The 19,723-nt window shown below is 46.1% G+C and carries 13 protein-coding genes; 12 read left to right on the forward strand and 1 reads right to left on the reverse strand.

Going from position 1 to position 19,723, the window contains the following annotated elements:
• Positions 1-174 precede the first annotated feature (174 nt).
• Together BLP92_RS16685 and BLP92_RS16690 are read left to right on the forward strand one after the other, a co-directional pair.
• On the forward strand, positions 175-2,277 hold the full coding sequence (locus BLP92_RS16685; RefSeq protein WP_090844200.1) for a (Fe-S)-binding protein: 2,103 nt from the start codon (positions 175-177) through the stop codon (positions 2,275-2,277).
• A gap of 341 nt (positions 2,278-2,618) precedes the next feature.
• Complete coding sequence (locus BLP92_RS16690) at positions 2,619-3,680, forward strand: GGDEF domain-containing protein (protein WP_090844203.1); 1,062 nt, start codon at positions 2,619-2,621, stop codon at positions 3,678-3,680.
• Between the two features lie 199 nt (positions 3,681-3,879).
• On the opposite strand, the gene BLP92_RS16695 is transcribed toward BLP92_RS16690, so the two are convergent.
• Entirely contained in the window at positions 3,880-5,598 is a 1,719-nt protein-coding gene (locus BLP92_RS16695; RefSeq protein WP_090844206.1) for an ABC transporter ATP-binding protein, read from the reverse strand.
• 786 nt (positions 5,599-6,384) lie between these two features.
• On the opposite strand from BLP92_RS16695, the gene BLP92_RS16705 reads away from it, so the two are divergent.
• From BLP92_RS16705 to BLP92_RS16750, 10 genes are all read left to right on the forward strand, one after another.
• Positions 6,385-6,660, forward strand: a complete 276-nt coding sequence (locus BLP92_RS16705) for a hypothetical protein (protein WP_090844211.1) — start codon at positions 6,385-6,387, stop codon at positions 6,658-6,660.
• A 181-nt stretch (positions 6,661-6,841) separates the two neighbouring features.
• Positions 6,842-8,026, forward strand: coding sequence for an acetyl-CoA C-acetyltransferase (locus tag BLP92_RS16710; RefSeq protein WP_090844213.1), 1,185 nt, complete (start codon positions 6,842-6,844; stop codon positions 8,024-8,026).
• A gap of 15 nt (positions 8,027-8,041) precedes the next feature.
• Positions 8,042-8,893 (forward strand): 3-hydroxybutyryl-CoA dehydrogenase, encoded by an 852-nt coding sequence (locus BLP92_RS16715; RefSeq protein WP_090844216.1) that lies wholly within the window; start codon positions 8,042-8,044, stop codon positions 8,891-8,893.
• Between the two features lie 17 nt (positions 8,894-8,910).
• Positions 8,911-10,053, forward strand: coding sequence for an acyl-CoA dehydrogenase (locus BLP92_RS16720; protein WP_090844219.1), 1,143 nt, complete (start codon positions 8,911-8,913; stop codon positions 10,051-10,053).
• A 308-nt stretch (positions 10,054-10,361) separates the two neighbouring features.
• Positions 10,362-11,504: an acyl-CoA dehydrogenase gene (locus BLP92_RS16725; protein ID WP_090844222.1), complete on the forward strand. Its 1,143-nt coding sequence runs from the start codon at positions 10,362-10,364 to the stop codon at positions 11,502-11,504.
• Between the two features lie 11 nt (positions 11,505-11,515).
• The gene (meaB, locus tag BLP92_RS16730) at positions 11,516-12,442 is read left to right on the forward strand and encodes a methylmalonyl Co-A mutase-associated GTPase MeaB (RefSeq protein ID WP_090844225.1); all 927 of its coding nucleotides are present in this window, start codon (positions 11,516-11,518) and stop codon (positions 12,440-12,442) included.
• A 4-nt stretch (positions 12,443-12,446) separates the two neighbouring features.
• A complete protein-coding gene (locus BLP92_RS16735; protein WP_090844228.1) occupies positions 12,447-13,082 on the forward strand; it encodes a TetR/AcrR family transcriptional regulator in 636 nt (211 codons plus the stop codon).
• 430 nt (positions 13,083-13,512) lie between these two features.
• Positions 13,513-16,749 carry a fused isobutyryl-CoA mutase/GTPase IcmF gene (gene icmF, locus BLP92_RS16740; RefSeq protein ID WP_090844231.1) on the forward strand — a complete coding sequence of 1,079 codons (3,237 nt, stop codon included), beginning with the start codon at positions 13,513-13,515 and terminating at the stop codon, positions 16,747-16,749.
• 192 nt (positions 16,750-16,941) lie between these two features.
• Entirely contained in the window at positions 16,942-17,448 is a 507-nt protein-coding gene (gene rpoE, locus BLP92_RS16745) for a DNA-directed RNA polymerase subunit delta (RefSeq protein WP_090844233.1), read from the forward strand.
• 490 nt (positions 17,449-17,938) lie between these two features.
• A complete protein-coding gene (locus BLP92_RS16750) occupies positions 17,939-19,531 on the forward strand; it encodes a CTP synthase (RefSeq protein ID WP_090844235.1) in 1,593 nt (530 codons plus the stop codon).
• The last annotated feature ends 192 nt before the right edge of the window (positions 19,532-19,723 follow it).

Below are 19,723 nucleotides of genomic sequence, written 5' to 3' on the forward strand. Positions count from 1 at the left end.
TCTTCTGTTGAAAATACCTTTATAGTAAGAGATAAGAAATTAAAATACCTAAAAATCTCTCTAAAAGAAAAAACAAAAAATAATTTATGAATGAGTATTCATTCATATAAAAACTATGCTATAATAACTTCACAAACATAAAAAAAGCCTAACAGAAGGAAAGGAGCATTTCTCATGGATCCAATCGTAATCAACTGGATTATGTTTCTGCTTGTAACCGCTTACGCCGTATATTTGTTCGCCAGTCTCGTCAGAACACGACTTGCATACATTAAAATGGGGAAAAAGCCGGAATTTATCTTATCGATGAAAGAACGCCGTGATGCCATGATTACTATGGTTTTCGGACAGAAGAAGCTGTTAAAAGACAAGAAAAGCGGCATTATACACGTCATGTTTTTCTATGGGTTTTTACTCGTTCAGTTCAGTGCAATTGACGTAATCTGGAAAGGATTAAATCCGGGAAGCCATCTTCCGCTGGGCCCGGTCTATCCGGTATTTACATTTTTCCAGGAAATTGTTGTACTCATGATTCTTGTCGCTGTCGTGTGGGCTTTCCACCGGCGATATGTAGAAAAACTTGTCCGTCTGAAGCGTAACTTCAAGGCTGGGCTTGTACTCATCTTCATTGGAGGGCTTATGGTCTCCAAGCTGTTTGCAAAAGGATTTGAATTCGTCTGGCTCGGAAAAGACCTGACAGCAGCAGAACCGATCGCTTCCGGAATTGCTGCCATGGTTGCACCTCTGGGAGTTACGGCAGCAAGCGTTGGATTCTTTGTTTTCTGGTGGGCACACCTTTTATTCCTGCTCATCTTTCTCGTATACATTCCACAGTCCAAACACGCACACCTTATCGCAGGGCCTGCAAACGTATGGGTGGGGCCGACACACAAGCGCGGACAGCTGGAAGCTATCGATTTTGAAGATGAAGAAGCAGAAAAATTCGGAAAGAACCAGATCGAAGACTTTGACCAAAAGCAGCTGCTGGATCTTTACGCATGCGTAGAGTGCGGACGCTGTACAAATATGTGTCCTGCAACTGGTACAGGGAAAATGCTGTCACCCATGGATCTGATCATAAAGATGAGAGATCATTTAACCGAAAAAGGAGCAGCTGTTACTTCACAGAGTCCGTGGATGCCAGCTTATGCTTTCGGCCATACACGCGGCAATAAAATTGCAAATGCGGATGAGGAAACAATCAAAGGAATGGATATCAATCCTTATGACGTAAGTCTGATCGGGGATGTTATTACAGAGGAAGAGATCTGGGGCTGCACGACCTGCCGGAACTGTGAAGACCAGTGCCCGGTAATGAATGAACACGTGGATAAAATTATTGATCTGCGCCGTTATCTTGTGCTGACGGAAGGGAAAATGGATGCCGATACACAGCGTACGATTAAAAACATTGAAAAGCAGGGGAATCCTTGGGGGATTAACCGTAAAGAAAGAGAAAACTGGAGAGACGGACGCGAAGATATTGATGTCCCTACAGTACGTGAGATGAAGAAGCGCGACGAAGAATTTGAGTATCTTTTCTTTGTAGGCTCTATGGGCTCCTATGATAACAGAAGTATGAAAGTAGCCCAGTCTTTTGCAAAATTAATGAATGAAGCAGGGATTAAATTTGCGATCCTCGGAAACAAAGAAAAAAATTCCGGTGATACACCGCGCCGAATCGGCAACGAATTTCTTTTCCAGGAGCTTGCGGCTGCAAACATTCAGGAATTTGAGAAAAATGATATTAAAAAAATCGTAACAATCGATCCGCATATTTATAACACGTTTAAAAATGAGTATCCTGACTTTGGGCTGGACGCGGAAATTTTCCACCACAGCGAGCTGCTTTTCCAGTGGATTCGGGAAGGACGCCTAAAGCCGACCCACGAAGTAAAGGAGCAGATTGTGTATCATGATTCCTGTTACCTCGGACGTTACAATGACGTATACGATCCACCACGCGAAATTCTTAAGTCGATTCCAGGTGTAGACCTGGTAGAGATGGAGCGCAACCGCGAAAACGGCATGTGCTGCGGTGCCGGCGGCGGAATGATGTGGGCAGAAGAAGATACAGGAACACGGGTGAACGTAGCCAGAACAGAACAGGCACTCGCCACGTCCTCCTCCATGATCGGCAGTGCATGTCCTTACTGCTTAACGATGATGAGTGATGGCACGAAAGCAAAAGAAGTGGATGAAGACGTACAGACAATGGATGTTGCCGAAATTCTGGAACGCTCCATCGTGAAAAGAGAAGAACCTGCTGCAGTTTAATCTGCAGAGAAATAGCAGAAAAGCTCTCGAATAATGATTCGGGGGCTTTTTTGCATCCTGCTGAGTCTTTATACTCACCTGCTCACAATGAAAGAAAGTTCTACGATGATATATTTATATTTGGTAGTTTCTATGAATTATTTATCCATTGCTCCACTGGCTTTCTTTCTGAATAGCTGGGCTATATCAAAATACTAATAAGATATGAGTCTTTAGTGTTTTGAAAAAATATGTAATTGGGTATAATATACTAGATGTATTTTATGTATAGTGATATATTATAGGAATTAATTATCATTTTACTGAGGAGAAACGGTTAAAACGCCGTAAAGGAGCCCCTGATGAAAAACTCAATCGTAGACTTTGGTGAATACAGCAGTCTGATCCGCATGGATTTTCAGAAAATCAATTTTGTAATATGCGCAGTTCACTTAGTATTTTTAACGATCTATCTCGTATTGAATGTTCCGTTCCTTTTTTGGATGAACCTGTTTATGGCGTCCCTTAGTTTATTTTATCTCCTTATTTTAAAGAATAATAATTTCCTGCTTTTTTATGGACTGATTTTTTGTCAGGTTACTGCAGTTATCATAATGACTACAACAGTTTTAGGATGGGATGCAGGGGTGCAGCATTATCTTGTTATCTTCCCGGCTTTTGTATTTACTGTAGTAAGAGGATGGCAGAAATACGCGGTAGTTATTATCAGCGGAGTTTCTTATTTCGGATTGTATAAATGGGTTCCGGAAGCAACCGGAGCTGTCTCTGAAGAGGTAATGAGTTCATTTTATATTGTCAATATAGCTGGTGTGCTCCTGGTACTTGTTTTTATCAGCAACTTGTACGGTAAAACAACGCAGAAAATATTAAACGAATTAAATGATTTGTCCCGTATAGATCCATTAACAAAAATATTAAATCGAAGATCGATGTATCAATACGTAAATAAAGCAAGAAAGAAAAAAATACAAAGCTACCTGCTGCTCATTGATCTGGATGATTTTAAAAATATCAACGATAAATGGGGGCATGAATGCGGAGATATGGTGCTGATTCACTGCGCAGAAGTTTTCCGCCAATTCACAAAAGAGAAGGGACGCGCAGCCCGCTGGGGCGGAGAAGAATTTTTACTTCTTCTCTATGCTAAGAATAAAGATGAAGCACTTGGAAAAGCAGAAGAAATTGCGGAAACAATTAATAAAAAAAGAACGTTTTTTTATCAGCAGAAAGAAGTGCCGCTGTCGATCACCGGAGGTATGATTGCTTTGGATCCTGTCATTCATACAGAAAAAATGATTAATGCTGCTGATGAAGCGCTGTATCACGGAAAACAGAGAGGAAAGAATCAAATTGTATACGCAGGATCATTCAAAAATAATGAAAAAATAGATAATTTAGGGTGAAATCTATTATTCTTTCGCGAGCTAAGCAAAAAGGAGTCCTCCATAATTGGAGCGGCTCCTTTTTAAAATTTATTTAGAAAAAACGAATATTTAAAATCCCTTACTCAGTATAATCAGAAACCTTTATGAATATTTCTGCCGAAGTTATTGTTTAATTTGATACATACTTTCATCGCTGGACAAGACAACTCCCGGGATCTTAAGCATACACATGCTGTGCCTGCTGCAGCTTCGCGTAATGTCCGCCCCGCTTCAGCAGCTGTTCATGGGAGCCCTGCTCTTCTATGCCTTCCGGCGTGACGACGACAATCCGGTCAGCATGCCGGATTGTTGCAAGGCGGTGTGCGATGATAAGCGTAGTTCTGCCTTCAGCGAGCTCAGACAGTGAGCGCTGGATGGAAGCTTCTGTTTCGGTATCAAGCGCAGAAGTTGCTTCGTCCAAAATCAGGATCGGCGGATTTTTCAGGAACATGCGGGCGATGGAAAGCCGCTGTTTCTGTCCGCCGGATAGTTTCACGCCTCTTTCTCCAACGATGGTGTCCAGCCCGTCAGCCAGCCCCCTAATAAAGGATTCAAGTTCTGCACGGCGGGCAGCCTCCCACACCTCTTCATCACTTGCTCCAAGTTTTCCGTAGCGGATGTTATCCCGAAGCGTTCCGGAAAACATAAAGACATCCTGCTGTACAATCCCGATCTGTCTGCGTAAAGAGGTAAGCTGTATATCACGAATATCCAGTCCATCCACCGTAATTGCACCTTCCTGTATTTCATAAAAGCGCGGCAGAAGGCTGCAGAGGGTAGTTTTCCCGGCGCCTGAAGGACCGACAAAAGCAACTGTTTCTCCAGCAGCAATCGTAAGGTCAATACCTTCCAGTACCGTACGCCCTTTTTCATACCCGAAGCTGACATCGCGGTACTGGATATCACCTCTTGCCTGCGGCAGTTCTGCCGCATTGGGACGATCGAGAATATCCGGTTCCGTATCAAGCAGCGCAATGAATCTTTTAAAACCAGAGTATCCCTTAGGATAACTTTCTATAATTGCATTGATCTTTTCAATAGGACGGAAGAAAACATTTGTTAATAAAACGAAGGCCATAAAATCTCCGATGGACAGCTGGCCCTGAATAATAAAATATGCACCGCAGAGAAGCACAAACAGCGTCATAATCCGCATCATCATATAGCTGAGGGAATTATTAATACCCATAATACGGTAGGACCAGATTTTAGCTTCTTTGAATCGGATATTGTCTTCATGAAAAAGCTTACGCTCGTGCTTTTCATTTGCAAACGCCTGGACAAGGCGGATTCCGCCGACGGTATCTTCGACTCTTGCATTAAAATCAGCCATCCGGGTAAACATATTTTTCATCGCAGCCGTCATTTTCCGGTTGCAGTAAATAACGATAAAGATAAGCAGCGGAACCACCAGGAAAGTAAGCACGGCTAATTCCACATTAATATAAAGCATGACGGCAAAAGAACCGAACAGCGTCATAATCGCGATGAAAACATCCTCAGGGCCATGGTGGGCAACTTCCCCGATTTCAAATAAATCATTTGTCAGGTTCGAAAGCAGGTGCCCGGTCTTATTATTATCATGATAAGTAAAAGAAAGCTTCTGAATATGTTCAAATAATTCGGCGCGCATATCTGTTTCAATATTAATTCCAAGACGGTGCCCCCAGTAGGTTACGATAAAATGAGCACCGGAATTGAAAATATAAACGATAAACAGCGCGACACATGCCCAGAAGATAATCATCAGATTCCCGCCGGGCAGGAGAGAGTCCACCACATAGTTAACGATCAGCGGAAAGGCAAGCTCAAGCAGAGCAACAAAAACAGCGCAGATAAAAGTCATCGTAAATAATTTTTTATAAGGCTTATAGTAAGTCATAAACCGTTTTAACATTATAATCCTCCTCAAAAAGCCATCTATCGCAAAACGGGCATATAATTGAAAATGAGATTCATTATCAACAACGCTAATAATTATATTGATTATTTAAAAGGGAAGCAAGCACTTGTTAAAAAGGCATTATGCATTTTTCTGAGGCAGCTGAAAAACGATATTTTTATTTATAAATATACAGCAGCATGCTTTCGCCTTTCGCGGCACGCTTTCCGGGCGGGCCGGCCTCAGCTAATTTCTTCCTTCATTCGGCGGAAGAAATGGATCTTCTGCTCGTCCTGATTCGCCCCGGAGTCGACCGCTGCGGCTGCAGCGTCAGAAAAAGTAATATTACTTTTAAAAAAAGTCCTGCCATATCGGTCTTTCTGTTAAAAAAACGGCTTTTCTCCGGAGCGTCCGGCGGTGACGTCTGTGGGATTTAAGCGAAGTCTGAAGATCAATTTTCTTGTCTGCGGACAGGGGAATTAGCTGAAGGCGGGTCGGCAAGCTTCCGCCGGCAAGCGCAGGAGAAAAGCTAATCACGAAAAGCGAATAAAAATAAGCTATTTACCACTTTTTCAGCAGCCCCTTTTTTCTTGCGGGTTTTTTAAGGAAAATGGCAGACATGAAACGAATTTTGTTTTACAATAGAATAATGAAAGCGCTTTAATTTAAAATCTCTGATTTTTGAAAAAGACTGTCTTGCTTTTTAAATCTCGCTTGGGAAAAGAGATGCTGTAGTTTCACGAAGTGAGGAGATACCATTATTTCTTCCTCTTAAATAAAAAGATATTCCGCAGGGGCAAGGTGTTATTTCAAGACGCCTGTGGAAAAAGAAAGTTTGAAGATCACCCCGGCGTACTCCCGGGGAAGCTGAAAGCTTTCTCCACGGCAAGCGAAGAAATAGAAACCGCAGACACTGCATTACCGTATCCTAAAATGATTTTTTCAAATAAATGGATAATCAACAGGCGTGATTTTATACCTGGCAGAACTATTGCAGCAAATGCAGCCGAAAATCAGATAGTCACTTCCTGGGGAGGCTTTGAGCGAGCGTTCATTCACAACTCACGACAAAAGTGAACGAGCATTCACTCAGAAAGCAGAAAAGCTGTTCTATCCGGGAAGTCTTTATAAAAAATCCTTTCCTCGATGCAGACTTTTATTTTAGCAAGCGATAATTCCAAGGGAGAATTTGTGAAAGTTTAATTCTTTGAAAGCTTGAAACTCAAAAATATATTTTATTACAAGGAGGAACAATAATATGAATAAAACAGTAATCGTTGGCGGAGCAAGAACACCGGTAGGGAAATTAGGAGGTGCCCTTTCGGGATTTACAGCTGCGCAGCTGGGCGGGAAGGCAATTACAGCCGCGCTGGAACGAAGCAGGACTTCCCCGGAAAATGTAGATCATGTCATTATGGGGTCCGTCCTGCAGGGCGGGCAGGGGCAGCTCCCTTCCCGGCAGGCAATGCATGAAGCAGGCATTCCGTGGGAGACAGAAACGGAAACAATCAATAAAGTCTGCGCTTCAGGAATGCGCAGCGTCACGCTTGCAGATATCTTAATCCGGGCAGGGGAATATCAAACTGTCGTCGCAGGCGGCATGGAATCCATGAGCCAGGCGCCGTTTTTCGTAAAAGGAGCAAGGTTCGGCTTTAAAATGGGAGAACAGAAATTTCATGACATGATGGTGCACGACGGACTGACCTGTACCTTTACCGGAGTGCACATGGGCAGCTATGGAAATAAAACAGCAGACGAATTCAAGCTCACCCGCGAAAAGCAGGATGAATGGTCCTACCGGAGCCATCAGCGTGCAACCGCAGCAGCAGAAGCAGGGAAAACAGAGGAATTAATTCCTGTAGAAGTTCCGCAGCGTAAGGGGGACCCGCTGCTCGTGGAGCATGATGAATCTCCACGAAAGGATACCACCGTCGAGCGGCTCGCGAAGCTGAAGCCCGTTTTTGGAAAAGACGGCTCGATCACAGCAGGAAATGCCCCCGGAGTAAATGACGGTGCGGCGGCAATGGTGCTCATGTCGGAGGAAAGCGCAAAGGAAAAAGGCCTCGAGCCGCTTGCTGTTATCGCAGGACATACGCAGATTGCGGTAGAGCCGGAGAGATTTCCCCAGACGCCGGGTCTTGTCATTAATAAGCTGTTGGAGAAAACAGGACGTAACCTGGAAGATATCGATTTATTTGAAATAAACGAAGCTTTTGCTGCAGTGTCTCTTGCCAGCGGGGAAATTGCAGGCATTGATCCGGAGAAAGTAAATGTAAACGGTGGGGCTGTGGCAATCGGCCATCCGATCGGCGCGAGCGGCGCAAGAATTATTTTAACGCTTGCATACGAATTAAAAAGACGCGGCGGCGGACTTGGAATTGCAGCAATATGCAGCGGCGGCGGTCAGGGCGATGCAGTGCTGATTGAAGTATCCCCGTCCTAAAGGAGGAAAAACAATATGAAAATAGCGCAGGTAATGGTTATTGGTGCAGGACAGATGGGTTCCGGCATAGCGCAGGTCTGTGCAGAGAATGGGTATGAAGTGTTTCTGCATGACCTGAAAGAGGAGCAGACGAAAAAAGGAATCGCAGGAATTGAAAAAAGATTGCAGCGAAACATAGAGAAAGAGCGCATTACCGAACAGGACAAAGAACAGACGATGAAAAGAATCCAGGCTTCGACGAAGTTAGAAAATGCGGGAAAGGCAGATATCATTATCGAGGCTGCTGTAGAAAACATGGAAGTGAAAAAAACCATCTTCCGGCAGCTGGATGAGCGTGCTGCAGAACATGCAATACTCGCAACAAACACATCCTCCCTGCCGATTACGGAAATAGCTGCGGTGACCAGCCGGCCGGAACAGGTAATTGGAATGCATTTCATGAATCCCGTTCCGGTAATGAAGCTTGTCGAAGTGATCCGCGGGCTGCAGACTTCTGACGAGACGTATGAGGCAGTGGCGGACATCGCTTCTTCCCTAAAGAAAACATCGGTAGAAGTAAATGACTTTCCGGGATTCGTTTCCAACCGCATTCTGATGCCGATGATTAATGAAGCAATATATACCGTGTACGAAGGGGTAGCTTCTCCAGAGGATGTAGATCAGGTAATGAAGCTCGGCATGAACCATCCTATGGGACCGCTGACGCTTGCTGATTTTATCGGCCTTGATACTTGTTTATACATTATGGAAACGCTGCACGAAGGATTTGGAGATGACAAATACCGTCCCTGTCCCCTGCTCCGGAAGTATGTGAAAGCAGGCTGGCTCGGAAAGAAAACAGGCCGGGGATTTTATCAGTACAACTAAGAGAGGGTGGCATCAGGATGAATCTTCACTTTACGGAAGAACAAGAAATGACAAGAAAAATGGTGCGTAAGTTCGCCGAAGAAAAAGTTGCTCCAGCTATCCCTATGATGGAGGAGCACGATGCATTTCCTGAAGAGCTCGTCCGGCAAATGGGGGAGCTCGGCCTGATGGGGATGCCGATTCCGGAAAAATACGGCGGGATGGCAATGGATTATACCTCCTATGTGATTGCGATACACGAACTCTCCAGAGTAAGCGCAGCGGTCGGTGTTATTTTATCCGTGCACACTTCTGTGGGAACCAATCCTATTTTATATTTCGGCACGGAAGAACAGAAGCAGCGCTTTATCCCGAAGCTTGCCTCCGGAGAATATCTGGGAGCTTTTGCGCTCTCTGAAGCAGGTGCCGGAAGTGACGTTTCCTCCATGCGCACAACCGCGGTGAAAGATGGAGATCATTATGTGCTGAATGGCTCCAAAATGTGGATTACCAGCGGGGGCTATGCAGATACATATATTGTTTTTGCCAGAACAGGCAAAGAAGCCGGGAACCGGAATATCAGTGCTTTTATTGTGGAAAAAGACACACCCGGTTTCACGGTGCAGCCGAAAGAAAAAAAGATGGGACTGAAAGGTTCCAGTACTACTCCTATTACCTTCGAGGACTGCAGGGTTCCCATAGAGAATATGCTGGGAGAAGAAGGAGACGGCTTTAAAATTGCGATGGCGAATCTGGATGCCGGACGTATCGGCATCGCTGCCCAGGCGCTTGGAATTGCAGAAGGAGCGCTGGACGCAGCAACTGCCTACGCCAAAGAAAGAAAACAGTTCGGTAAACCAATTGGGCAGATGCAGGGCATCGGCTTTAAGCTGGCAGACATGGCCACCCGGGTAGAAGGAGCAAAACTGCTTACGTACCATGCAGCCGACCTTCGTACGCAGGGAGAGGCAGCAGGAAAAGAAGCGTCCATGGCGAAAATGTTTGCCTCAGACACCGCAATGGCCGCTGCAATTGAATGCGTCCAGATCCACGGCGGATACGGTTATACAGAAGATTACGCAGCAGAACGCTTCTTCAGGGACGCCAAAGTAACCCAGATATACGAAGGAACCAACGAAATACAAAGAATCGTCATCAGCAAACATCTGCTGCGAGACTGAGTTTTATAAGTTGCTGTAAATAAACTGCTCGAGTTTTTACAGCTCGTTCGAAACATGTATTGAATTAATTTTAACCAAAAATAAATACAACCTCTTGGATGAGCAGGGAAGCATTTACAGCTGCGGAACGAAGGCGAGGACACCAGGAGGATTAGCGAAGTCTGAGAATCCATTTTGACGAAGCGGAGCGGAGACGAAATTAGTCGAAGACAAGCCCTCCGGTAAGCCTTCGCTGAAAGTGAAGCAGTAAATAGAACTGGCCACCTTAAATATTTCATCATAAAAACCATCAAAGGAGAGAAAATAACATGCAGTTTAAATTATCAGATGAGCAGGACATGATCCGCAAAATGGTACGTGATTTTTCAGTGAAAGAAGTCGAGCCGACCGCCGCAGAACGAGATGAAGAAGAAAGATTCGACCGCGGGCTGTTTGATCAGATGGGAGAGCTCGGCCTTACAGGAATCCCCTGGCCGGAAGAGTACGGAGGAATCGGTGCTGACTACTTAAGCTACGTTATTGCAGTAGAAGAACTATCCCGCGTGTGTGCTTCCACCGGAGTAACCCTTTCTGCACACACTTCCCTTGCTGGCTGGCCGGTGTACACTTTCGGCACGGAAGAACAGAAGCAGAAATTCCTGCGTCCAATGGCCGAAGGAAAACTGCTGGGAGCCTACTGCTTATCTGAGCCGGGATCCGGCAGTGACGCTGCTGCCATGAAAACAACGGCGAAAAAAGACGGAGATGACTATATCCTGAACGGATCCAAAGTATGGATTACCAACGGGGGAGCGGCGGATCTGTATATTATGTTTGCCCTGACTGATCCAGAGAAAAAACATAAAGGCTGCACCGCTTTTATTTTAGAAAAAGGAATGGAAGGCTTTTCGATGGGCAAGAAAGAAAAGAAGCTCGGAATCCGTTCCTCTCCTACGCTGGAAGTCATTATGGACAACGTACGCGTACCGGCCGCCAACCGTCTCGGAGAAGAAGGTGAAGGCTTTAAAATCGCGATGATGACGCTTGATGGCGGAAGAAACGGAATCGCGGCGCAGGCAGTAGGGATTGCGCAGGGAGCGCTTGATCATGCAGTTGCCTATGCCAAAGAAAGAAAGCAGTTCGGCAAGCCGATCGGACAGATGCAGGGAATCGGCTTTAAGCTGGCAGATATGGCGACCAAAATTGAAGCTTCCCGGCTGCTTACCTACCAGGCAGCCTGGAGAGAGTCAGAAGGTGTCCCTTACGGAAAGGCATCCGCTATGTCAAAGCTTTTTGCTGGAGACACAGCTATGGAAGTGACGGTAGAAGCCGTACAGGTGCACGGAGGCTATGGCTATACGAAGGACTATCCGGTGGAAAGATATATGCGAGATGCAAAAATTACGCAGATTTATGAAGGGACGAATGAAGTGCAGCGGCTCGTAATTTCAAAAATGCTGCTGGCAGACTAGGGGGGATAAGGATGGATCAGCAGCTGATAGATGCCTTGCTTCAAGGACAGGAACGCGCCGTCGGAAAAGCGATATCGATCGTGGAAAATCGTGCGCTTGCGCAGAGGGATCTGATGAAGCAGATACATCCTTATACAGGAAAAGCACAGGTGATCGGCATTACAGGATCGCCGGGTGCCGGGAAAAGTTCCCTCGTAAATCATCTGCTGAAACACTGGCGCAGAAAAAAAGAAAAAGTTGCAGTCCTTGCGGTCGACCCGACGAGCCCGTTTTCAGGGGGCGCCCTGCTCGGGGACCGTATCCGTATGCACGATCACGATGCGGATAAAGGAGTATTTATCCGGAGCATGGGAACCCGGGGCAGTTTGGGAGGTCTTTCCGAAGCCTGTCAGGACAGCGTGCGCCTGCTTGATGCAGCGGGCTACGACAGGATTATTATTGAAACAGTAGGAGTCGGCCAATCAGAGCTTGATATTATGAAAACCGCGGACACAGTAGCACTCGTGCTCTATCCCTCCGGCGGAGATATTATTCAGGCATTTAAAGCAGGAATTATGGAAATTGCGGACATCTTTATTATAAATAAAGCAGATCTTCCGGGCGTGACGCAGCTGCGTGCAGAACTGGAAGATTTACTTCATATTTCTGCAGCGCCGGAGCACCGGAAAGTAGTGGAGACGGTCTCCACCACAGGAGAAGGAACGGAAGATGCTGTTGAAGCACTTCATACACATCATCAATACCTTGAATCTTCCGGCGAAAAACAGCAGCGGCGCAGAAGGCAGCTTGATTCCGAAGTGAAGCGGCGCCTCACAGAAAAGTTTCATGCGGCTGTTGCTCCTTTATTGGAAGAAACGCTCCAGCAAATGGAGAATGACGACCCGTATGAGCTTGCAGAAATAATTTACGAAACGTACCGGAAGAACGAAAGGGAGTGATGACTTGGAGAAAAAAGAAGTTCCTTCCCTGGTAAAAGATCAGCGGCTCATTTTGAAAAGGCGTGCCCAGATTGTAAAATCAGCGGTACAGCTATTTAATGAAAAAGGCTATCACAAAGCAACCACCCGCGAACTGGCTAAGGCTTCAGGATTCAGCATTGGTACACTGTACGAATATATTGGCTCGAAAGAAGATATTCTCTATCTCGTCTGCGACTCAGTATACGACGAAGTGATGAGCAAATGGGAAAAACTGCTCAACAGCAGGCTGAACGGATTGGAACGGCTCAAACAGGTGATTGAGGCATACTTCCGCGTGGTCAATGATTTACAGGACGAAGTGCTTGTCATGTATCAGGAGTCAAAGTCCCTCTCCGACGAAGCACTCACGTATGTGCTTGAAAAGGAAATGAAAATGAAAGAAATGTTTGAAGCCGAGCTTACACGTGCCCGGTCAGAAAATGTACTTACACTCGACGACAGAGAAATCTCCCTGGCAGCACACCAGATCCTCGTCGTGGGGCAGATGTGGACCTTCCGCCGCTGGGCCGTACAGCGGGAATACAATATAGAAGAATACATTACTTCTCAGCTCCGGCAGCTCCTCTACGGCTTCAAAGTCACTGCCGCAGACAGCTAAAAATATATAGAGAAGAATCTTCCATAGAAGAGCTGCGTGAATGCATACGATTTCCCTGGAAGAAGATTAACAATGTTTAGGTTTAGCGGTATAGCAAAATACACAATGAAAACCAATACTGATGCGACCCGAATACGAAAACATTCGGTTGGGAATTCTTTCTGAGGGAACTTCGTTACAGTAAATTATTCCCTTGTGCAGAATACTGAAGTACAGGTCTTGGAAATTTTTACTGCTGTGAAATGAAGGCGAGGACGCTCGGAGGATCAGCGCAGTCGGAGAATCCTTTTCGAAAGCGCGAAGCGAAAGAGAAATTAGTCGAAGACAAGCCCTCGAGCAAGCCTTCGCCGAAAGTGGAGCAGCAAATGAAACTCTTTTTCTAAATAGCTTTAATATGTAGATTTTCCATTAATAAAAAGGAGGGGTCTCTTTGAGTTATCAGCCAGAACACCCGGTCCGCTTTGTTACCGCATCCGCCCTGTTCGACGGGCACGATGCTTCCATCAATATTATGCGGCGTATGCTGCAGGCATCCGGAGCAGAAGTCATCCATCTCGGCCATAACCGCTCAGTAGGAGAAATCGTCCAGGCAGCCATTCAGGAAGACGTGCAGGGTATCGCAATTTCCTCTTATCAGGGCGGCCACGTAGAATATTTTAAATATCTGCGGGATGAACTAAACGCCCTGAATGCTTCCCACATAAAATTGTTCGGCGGAGGCGGCGGGGTTATCATTCCGTCGGAAATTAAAGAACTGCATGCTTATGGAATCAGCCGGATCTTTTCCCCGGAAGACGGAAGGAAAATCGGTCTGCAGGGGATGATCGATGAAATCATGCAGGAATGTGATTTTGAAACGCCTGCCGGAAAGCTTTCCTATGAAGAAGTGAAAGAGAAACAGCAGCGTGCACTTGCCAAGTTCATTTCCCTCGCGGAAAAAAAGTCATTCGGACAGGAACTTTCAGATGAAGAAACAGCACAGCTGCAGGAACTCCAGCAGAAAATCGATAAAAAAGCGCCGGTGCTTGGGATTACAGGTACCGGGGGAGCTGGAAAAAGTTCTTTAACCGATGAACTTATCCGCCGTTATTTGAGAGCGTTTCCAGAGAAGACTGCTGCAATTCTTTCCGTAGACCCTACAAAAAAGAAAACCGGCGGTGCACTGCTTGGCGACAGAATCCGGATGAACGCGATTCATCATGAGCGGGTATATATGCGCTCTCTAGCTACGCGGGACAGCCGGCAGGAATTATCCAAAGCGGTGGGGGAAGCAATTCCCGTCGTACAGGCTGCCGGCTATGACTTGATAATTGTCGAAACAAGCGGGATCGGGCAGGGGGATGCGGCAGTTACCGATGTTTCTGATGTTTCCATGTATGTAATGACAAGTGAATTCGGTGCCCCTTCCCAGCTGGAGAAAATAGATATGATAGATTTTGCGGATATTATAGCGATTAATAAGTTTGACCGGAAAGGTTCAGAAGACGCCCGCAGAGAAGTGCGGAAGCAGTATCAGCGCAGCCATCTGCTTTTCGATCAGGAGCCTGAAACTATGCCGGTGTACGGAACGGTAGCAAGCCAGTTTAATGATCCGGGAATGAACCGGCTTTTTTATGAAGTGGTGCAGATCATCAATAAAAACTTTGGCACCGATTGGGAAACTGACCTTGGAAAAGATGATGAGATTCAGCTGAGGAACGCGGTGATACCGCCGGATCAGATTCATTATTTACGGGATATCGCCCACACAGTCAAAAATTATCATAAAGAAACCGAAGAGCAGGCGGCGGCTGCCAGACAGCTGTTTCAGCTCGAAGGAACGATGGAGCTCCTGGAAGAAGCAGGAACAGAGATGCAGGAGCTGCCGGCACTGAAGGAAAAGGTAGAAACAAAACTTCTGCCGGAAACGAAGCAGTCTCTGGAACAATGGGAAGCTGTGAAGAAAGCATATGCAGAAGATACATTTGTGACGAAAATCCGTGATAAGGAAATTGTGACGGAGTTAAAAACACGGTCTCTTTCCGGCATTGATATTCCCAAGGTGTCTCTCCCGAAATATAAGGATTACGGGGAAATTATCCGTTGGATCCGCAGCGAAAACGTGCCGGGAGCTTTCCCTTATACCGGCGGAGTATTTCCGTTTAAACGAAAAGGAGAAGATCCGAAGCGACAGTTTGCCGGGGAAGGAAGCCCGCTCCGCACGAACCGCCGCTTTCACTATCTGTCCGACGGGGATGAAGCAAAACGTCTGAGTACGGCTTTTGATTCCGTGACGCTTTATGGGGAAGATCCGGATCACCGGCCTGACATTTATGGAAAAGTCGGAGAAAGTGGTGTAAGCATCTGTACGCTGAACGATATGAAGCAGCTTTATGCCGGCTTTGATCTGACTGCTCCTTCCACTTCGGTATCCATGACAATTAACGGACCGGCACCGATCATTCTTGCAATGTTTATGAACACGGCAATTGATCAGCAGCTCGCGAAATTCGAAGAAAAAGAAGGGCGTGCACCGAACCAGGAAGAACAAACGAAAATTCAAAACGAAACGCTGAGTGTCGTGCGCGGCACCGTGCAGGCCGATATTTTAAAAGAAGACCAGGGCCAGAACACCTGTATTTTTTCCACAGAATTTGCGCTCCGGATGATGGGGGATATCCAGCAGTATTTTATCGATCATAAAGTCCGTAACTATTACTCGGTCTCTATTTCCGGCTACCACATTGCAGAAGCAGGCGCGAACCCGATCAGCCAGCTTGCCTTTACGCTCGCAAATGGTTTTACGTATGTGGAATACTATTTAAGCAGAAAAATGGATATTGATGACTTTGCTCCAAACCTTTCGTTTTTCTTCAGTAACGGACTGGATCCTGAATATGCAGTTATCGGCCGGGTGGCAAGACGTATCTGGGCGACCGCGATGAAGCGGAAGTACGGTGCAAACGAACGAAGCCAGAAGCTGAAGTATCATATTCAGACTTCCGGACGGTCCCTGCATGCGCAGGAAGTGGATTTTAACGATATCCGCACCACGCTGCAGGCGCTGATGGCAATTTATGATAACTGTAATTCCCTGCACACAAATGCATATGACGAGGCTGTAACAACGCCGACAGAAGAAAGTGTCCGCCGTGCAATGGCGATTCAGCTCATTATTACAAAGGAAATGGGGCTGGCGAAAAATGAAAATTCCCAGCAGGGCGCTTTTATCATTGAAGAGCTGACAGATCTCGTCGAAGAAGCCGTTCTTCTGGAGATGGAGCGGATGAGCGACCGCGGCGGCGTCCTGGGTGCCATGGAAACCCAGTATCAGCGCGGAAAAATCCAGGAAGAATCTATGCTCTACGAAACCAAAAAGCACAATGGCGATCTGCCGATTATTGGGGTGAATACGTATTTAAACCCAAATCCGCCGTCTGAGGAAGACTTTGATATGGAGCTTGCCAGAGCAACAGCGGAAGAAAAAGAAACACAGATTGATGAGCTGAATACTTTTAAAGAAACACATGCGGCAGAAGCAGAAGAAGCCCTCGCAGTTTTAAAGCAGACGGCGCTTGACGGCGGAAATATATTTGCAGAACTGATGCACACTACGAGAGTGGCGAGTCTCGGGCAGATAACGACTGCTCTTTACGAAGTAGGCGGACAGTACCGAAGGAACCTGTAGCAGGCAGTACGGAAGCAATCTCTCTGCATTTTCATGAATTTACGCAAAAAAATCTCTATTCTGCTGGAAATATAGCGCAGCTTGTGTTTATAATGGAAGGTATGAATTTATGCGTAGAATCGTCTCTGAATGCCTTACAGCAAAGAGAGGTTGTCACTGATACAGGATGAATTGGGAAAGGGTGTGCCTACTATGAGTTTAAAAGACTACACAGAAGAACAATTAAAAGAAATCGCGATGATTGATGTTGCATTTGAACTGCTCACGGAACAAAACAGTCCCGAAGATTACAGCAGCCTGCTGAGCCAGGTAGCTGAAATTCAAGGATTGTCACAGAAACGCAAAGAAGAGCGTATTGCTCATTTATATACGCAGATGTCTCTGGACGGACGTTTTGTGAACCTGGGAGATAACCGCTGGGCACTTCGTTCCTGGTACCCGTTTGAACAGACAGAGGAAGAACTTTCTCAAATGATGCCGAACCGTCGTAAAGCAGAGAAAGAAGAAGGCTTTGACGATGAACTCGAGGAAGTAGATGAGTTTGAAGATATTGAAGACGAACTCGATGAACTGGCAAACGAAGAAGATACAGACCTGGACGAAGTGGATGAAGAAGACTTCGGCGATGAAACACCTGAAATTGATGAAGAATCTGAAACAGACGAAGATGAAGAAACGGACGAGGAAGAATCAAAGTAAAATCGCGCTTGACTTTTACCCGGGACGCCGATAGAATCATCTTTGGGCTCCATAAAAACGGAGTAGCATCTTGAGCGAAATTACGCGCCCCCTCTTAATAAAAGAGGGGGCGCTTTTACTTTTTGTGAGCACATTGTTTGAGAAGAGATCTTACGTATTAAAGGCTGTGTTACAGGTGGTTGTTTACAATTACAGAAGACGCCGCAGCGGCAGTCACTGAAAACAAGCACGCAGATATAACCGGACTTTATAAAGAATCTTTCAAGCAGGAGACACTCACATGAAAAGCCTGTGGAGCGATGAAATGCAGTTTCTTTGCAGCGAAAAACGAAAACATCGTTACGTCCGCTCACAGATACATCAAATATTCCTCCTTTTCAAATGTCTTTTTTGATCAGAAAAACCAGGCAGGAACCCTTATTGTCACGACCCCATAATAACCACCACACATGCACATAAAGTGCGGAAGATATGAAGGAGATGAGTATGCATGACTAAGTATATTTTTGTAACCGGCGGTGTAGTTTCTTCGCTCGGTAAAGGAATCACCGCAGCTTCCCTGGGACGGCTGCTGAAAAACCGCGGTATGAAAGTAACAATTCAAAAATTCGATCCATACATTAACGTAGATCCTGGAACGATGAGCCCATATCAGCACGGGGAAGTATTCGTTACAGATGACGGGGCGGAAACAGACCTGGACCTCGGTCACTACGAGCGTTTTATTGATATCAATCTCGGTAAATTCAGCAACGTAACTACAGGAAAAGTATACTCCTCTGTTCTTCGGAAAGAGCGCCGCGGAGACTACCTTGGGGGCACCGTACAGGTAATCCCGCACATTACCAATGAAATTAAAGGCCGTATTAAGCAGGCAGCAGCGGAAGGAAATCCTGACGTAGTCATTACAGAAATCGGCGGAACCGTAGGGGATATTGAAAGCCTTCCTTTCCTGGAAGCAATCCGTCAGGTGAAAAGTGATTTAGGTGCTGAAAATGTACTTTATATTCACTGCACCCTGATCCCATACTTAAAAGCAGCAGGGGAAATGAAGTCGAAACCAACCCAGCACAGTGTGAAAGAACTGCGCAGCCTCGGCATTCAGCCGAACGTTATTGTTGTTCGTACCGAAAAGCCGGTTCCTGAAGATATGAAGGATAAAATTGCGCTCTTCTGTGATATTGATAAACGAGCAGTAATCGAAGCCCGCGACGCTGAAACACTTTACGAAGTACCGTTGGAGCTGCAGAAGCAGAAGCTGGACCAGTTTGTCTGTGACCACCTGGGTCTCGACTGCAAGCCTGCAGAAATGGAAGAATGGCTCGGACTTGTAGACCGCGTAAAAAATCTTTCCAAAACAGTGAATATCGCGCTTGTAGGAAAATACGTAGAACTTCCGGATGCATACCTCTCAGTAGCAGAAGCATTGAAGCACGCTGGTTTTGAGTTCGATGCAGACGTGGAAATTTCCTGGGTGCATGCAGAAGAAGTGACGCGGGAAAATATTGCAGAAAAGGTAGCAGGCGCAGACGGCATCCTCGTGCCCGGCGGATTCGGCGACCGTGGCGTAGAAGGGAAAATCGCGGCAATTGAATACGCGCGGGAGCAGAAAGTTCCTTTCCTCGGCATCTGTCTCGGCATGCAGCTTGCTTCTGTAGAATTTGCGCGTAACGTACTCGGGTACAGCGATGCGCACTCCGCAGAATTAAATCCGGAAACGACGCATCCGGTCATTGATCTGCTGCCAGAGCAGAAAGCAGTGGAAGATTTAGGAGGCACACTGCGCTTAGGCTTATATCCTTGCAAGCTAGTGCCAGGAACGAAAGTATACGAAGCCTACAATGAACAAGTAGTATACGAGCGTCACCGCCACCGCTTTGAATTCAATAATGCCTACCGTGAGGAGATGGAAGAGCACGGATTCACCTTCTCCGGATTAAGCCCGGACGGACGGTTAATCGAAGTTATTGAAATAACAGATCATCCATATTTCCTTGCTTCCCAGTTCCATCCGGAATTCGTATCCCGTCCGACACGTTCACATCCACTGTTCCGTGAATTTATCCGGGCCGCACAAAAATAAATAAGCACCAGAGCTGTCCTGCTGATAACGGGACAGCTTTTTTTTCGCTTTTTCGAGGCTGGAGATGCCCGCTTATTTTACTGTGGCGCCCGCTATTTTACTCCGAACCGGCTATGCTGACATGAAAACCGTCTATACTTTACTCCGAACCGGCTATACTAACATCCAAATCAGCTATACTGACATAAAATC

The organism is Alkalicoccus daliensis, assembly GCF_900103955.1.
Lineage (GTDB): Bacteria > Bacillota > Bacilli > Bacillales > Salisediminibacteriaceae > Alkalicoccus > Alkalicoccus daliensis.

Coding starts and splice junctions, on each gene's coding strand:
- BLP92_RS16715 (WP_090844216.1), top strand. CDS start 8,042: ATGAAAATAGCGCAGGTAATGGTTATTGGTGCAGGACAGATGGGTTCC.
- BLP92_RS16725 (WP_090844222.1), top strand. CDS start 10,362: ATGCAGTTTAAATTATCAGATGAGCAGGACATGATCCGCAAAATGGTA.
- meaB (WP_090844225.1), top strand. CDS start 11,516: ATGGATCAGCAGCTGATAGATGCCTTGCTTCAAGGACAGGAACGCGCC.
- BLP92_RS16685 (WP_090844200.1), top strand. CDS start 175: ATGGATCCAATCGTAATCAACTGGATTATGTTTCTGCTTGTAACCGCT.
- BLP92_RS16710 (WP_090844213.1), top strand. CDS start 6,842: ATGAATAAAACAGTAATCGTTGGCGGAGCAAGAACACCGGTAGGGAAA.
- BLP92_RS16750 (WP_090844235.1), top strand. CDS start 17,939: ATGACTAAGTATATTTTTGTAACCGGCGGTGTAGTTTCTTCGCTCGGT.
- BLP92_RS16695 (WP_090844206.1), bottom strand. CDS start 5,598: ATGTTAAAACGGTTTATGACTTACTATAAGCCTTATAAAAAATTATTT.
- BLP92_RS16690 (WP_090844203.1), top strand. CDS start 2,619: ATGAAAAACTCAATCGTAGACTTTGGTGAATACAGCAGTCTGATCCGC.
- rpoE (WP_090844233.1), top strand. CDS start 16,942: ATGAGTTTAAAAGACTACACAGAAGAACAATTAAAAGAAATCGCGATG.
- BLP92_RS16720 (WP_090844219.1), top strand. CDS start 8,911: ATGAATCTTCACTTTACGGAAGAACAAGAAATGACAAGAAAAATGGTG.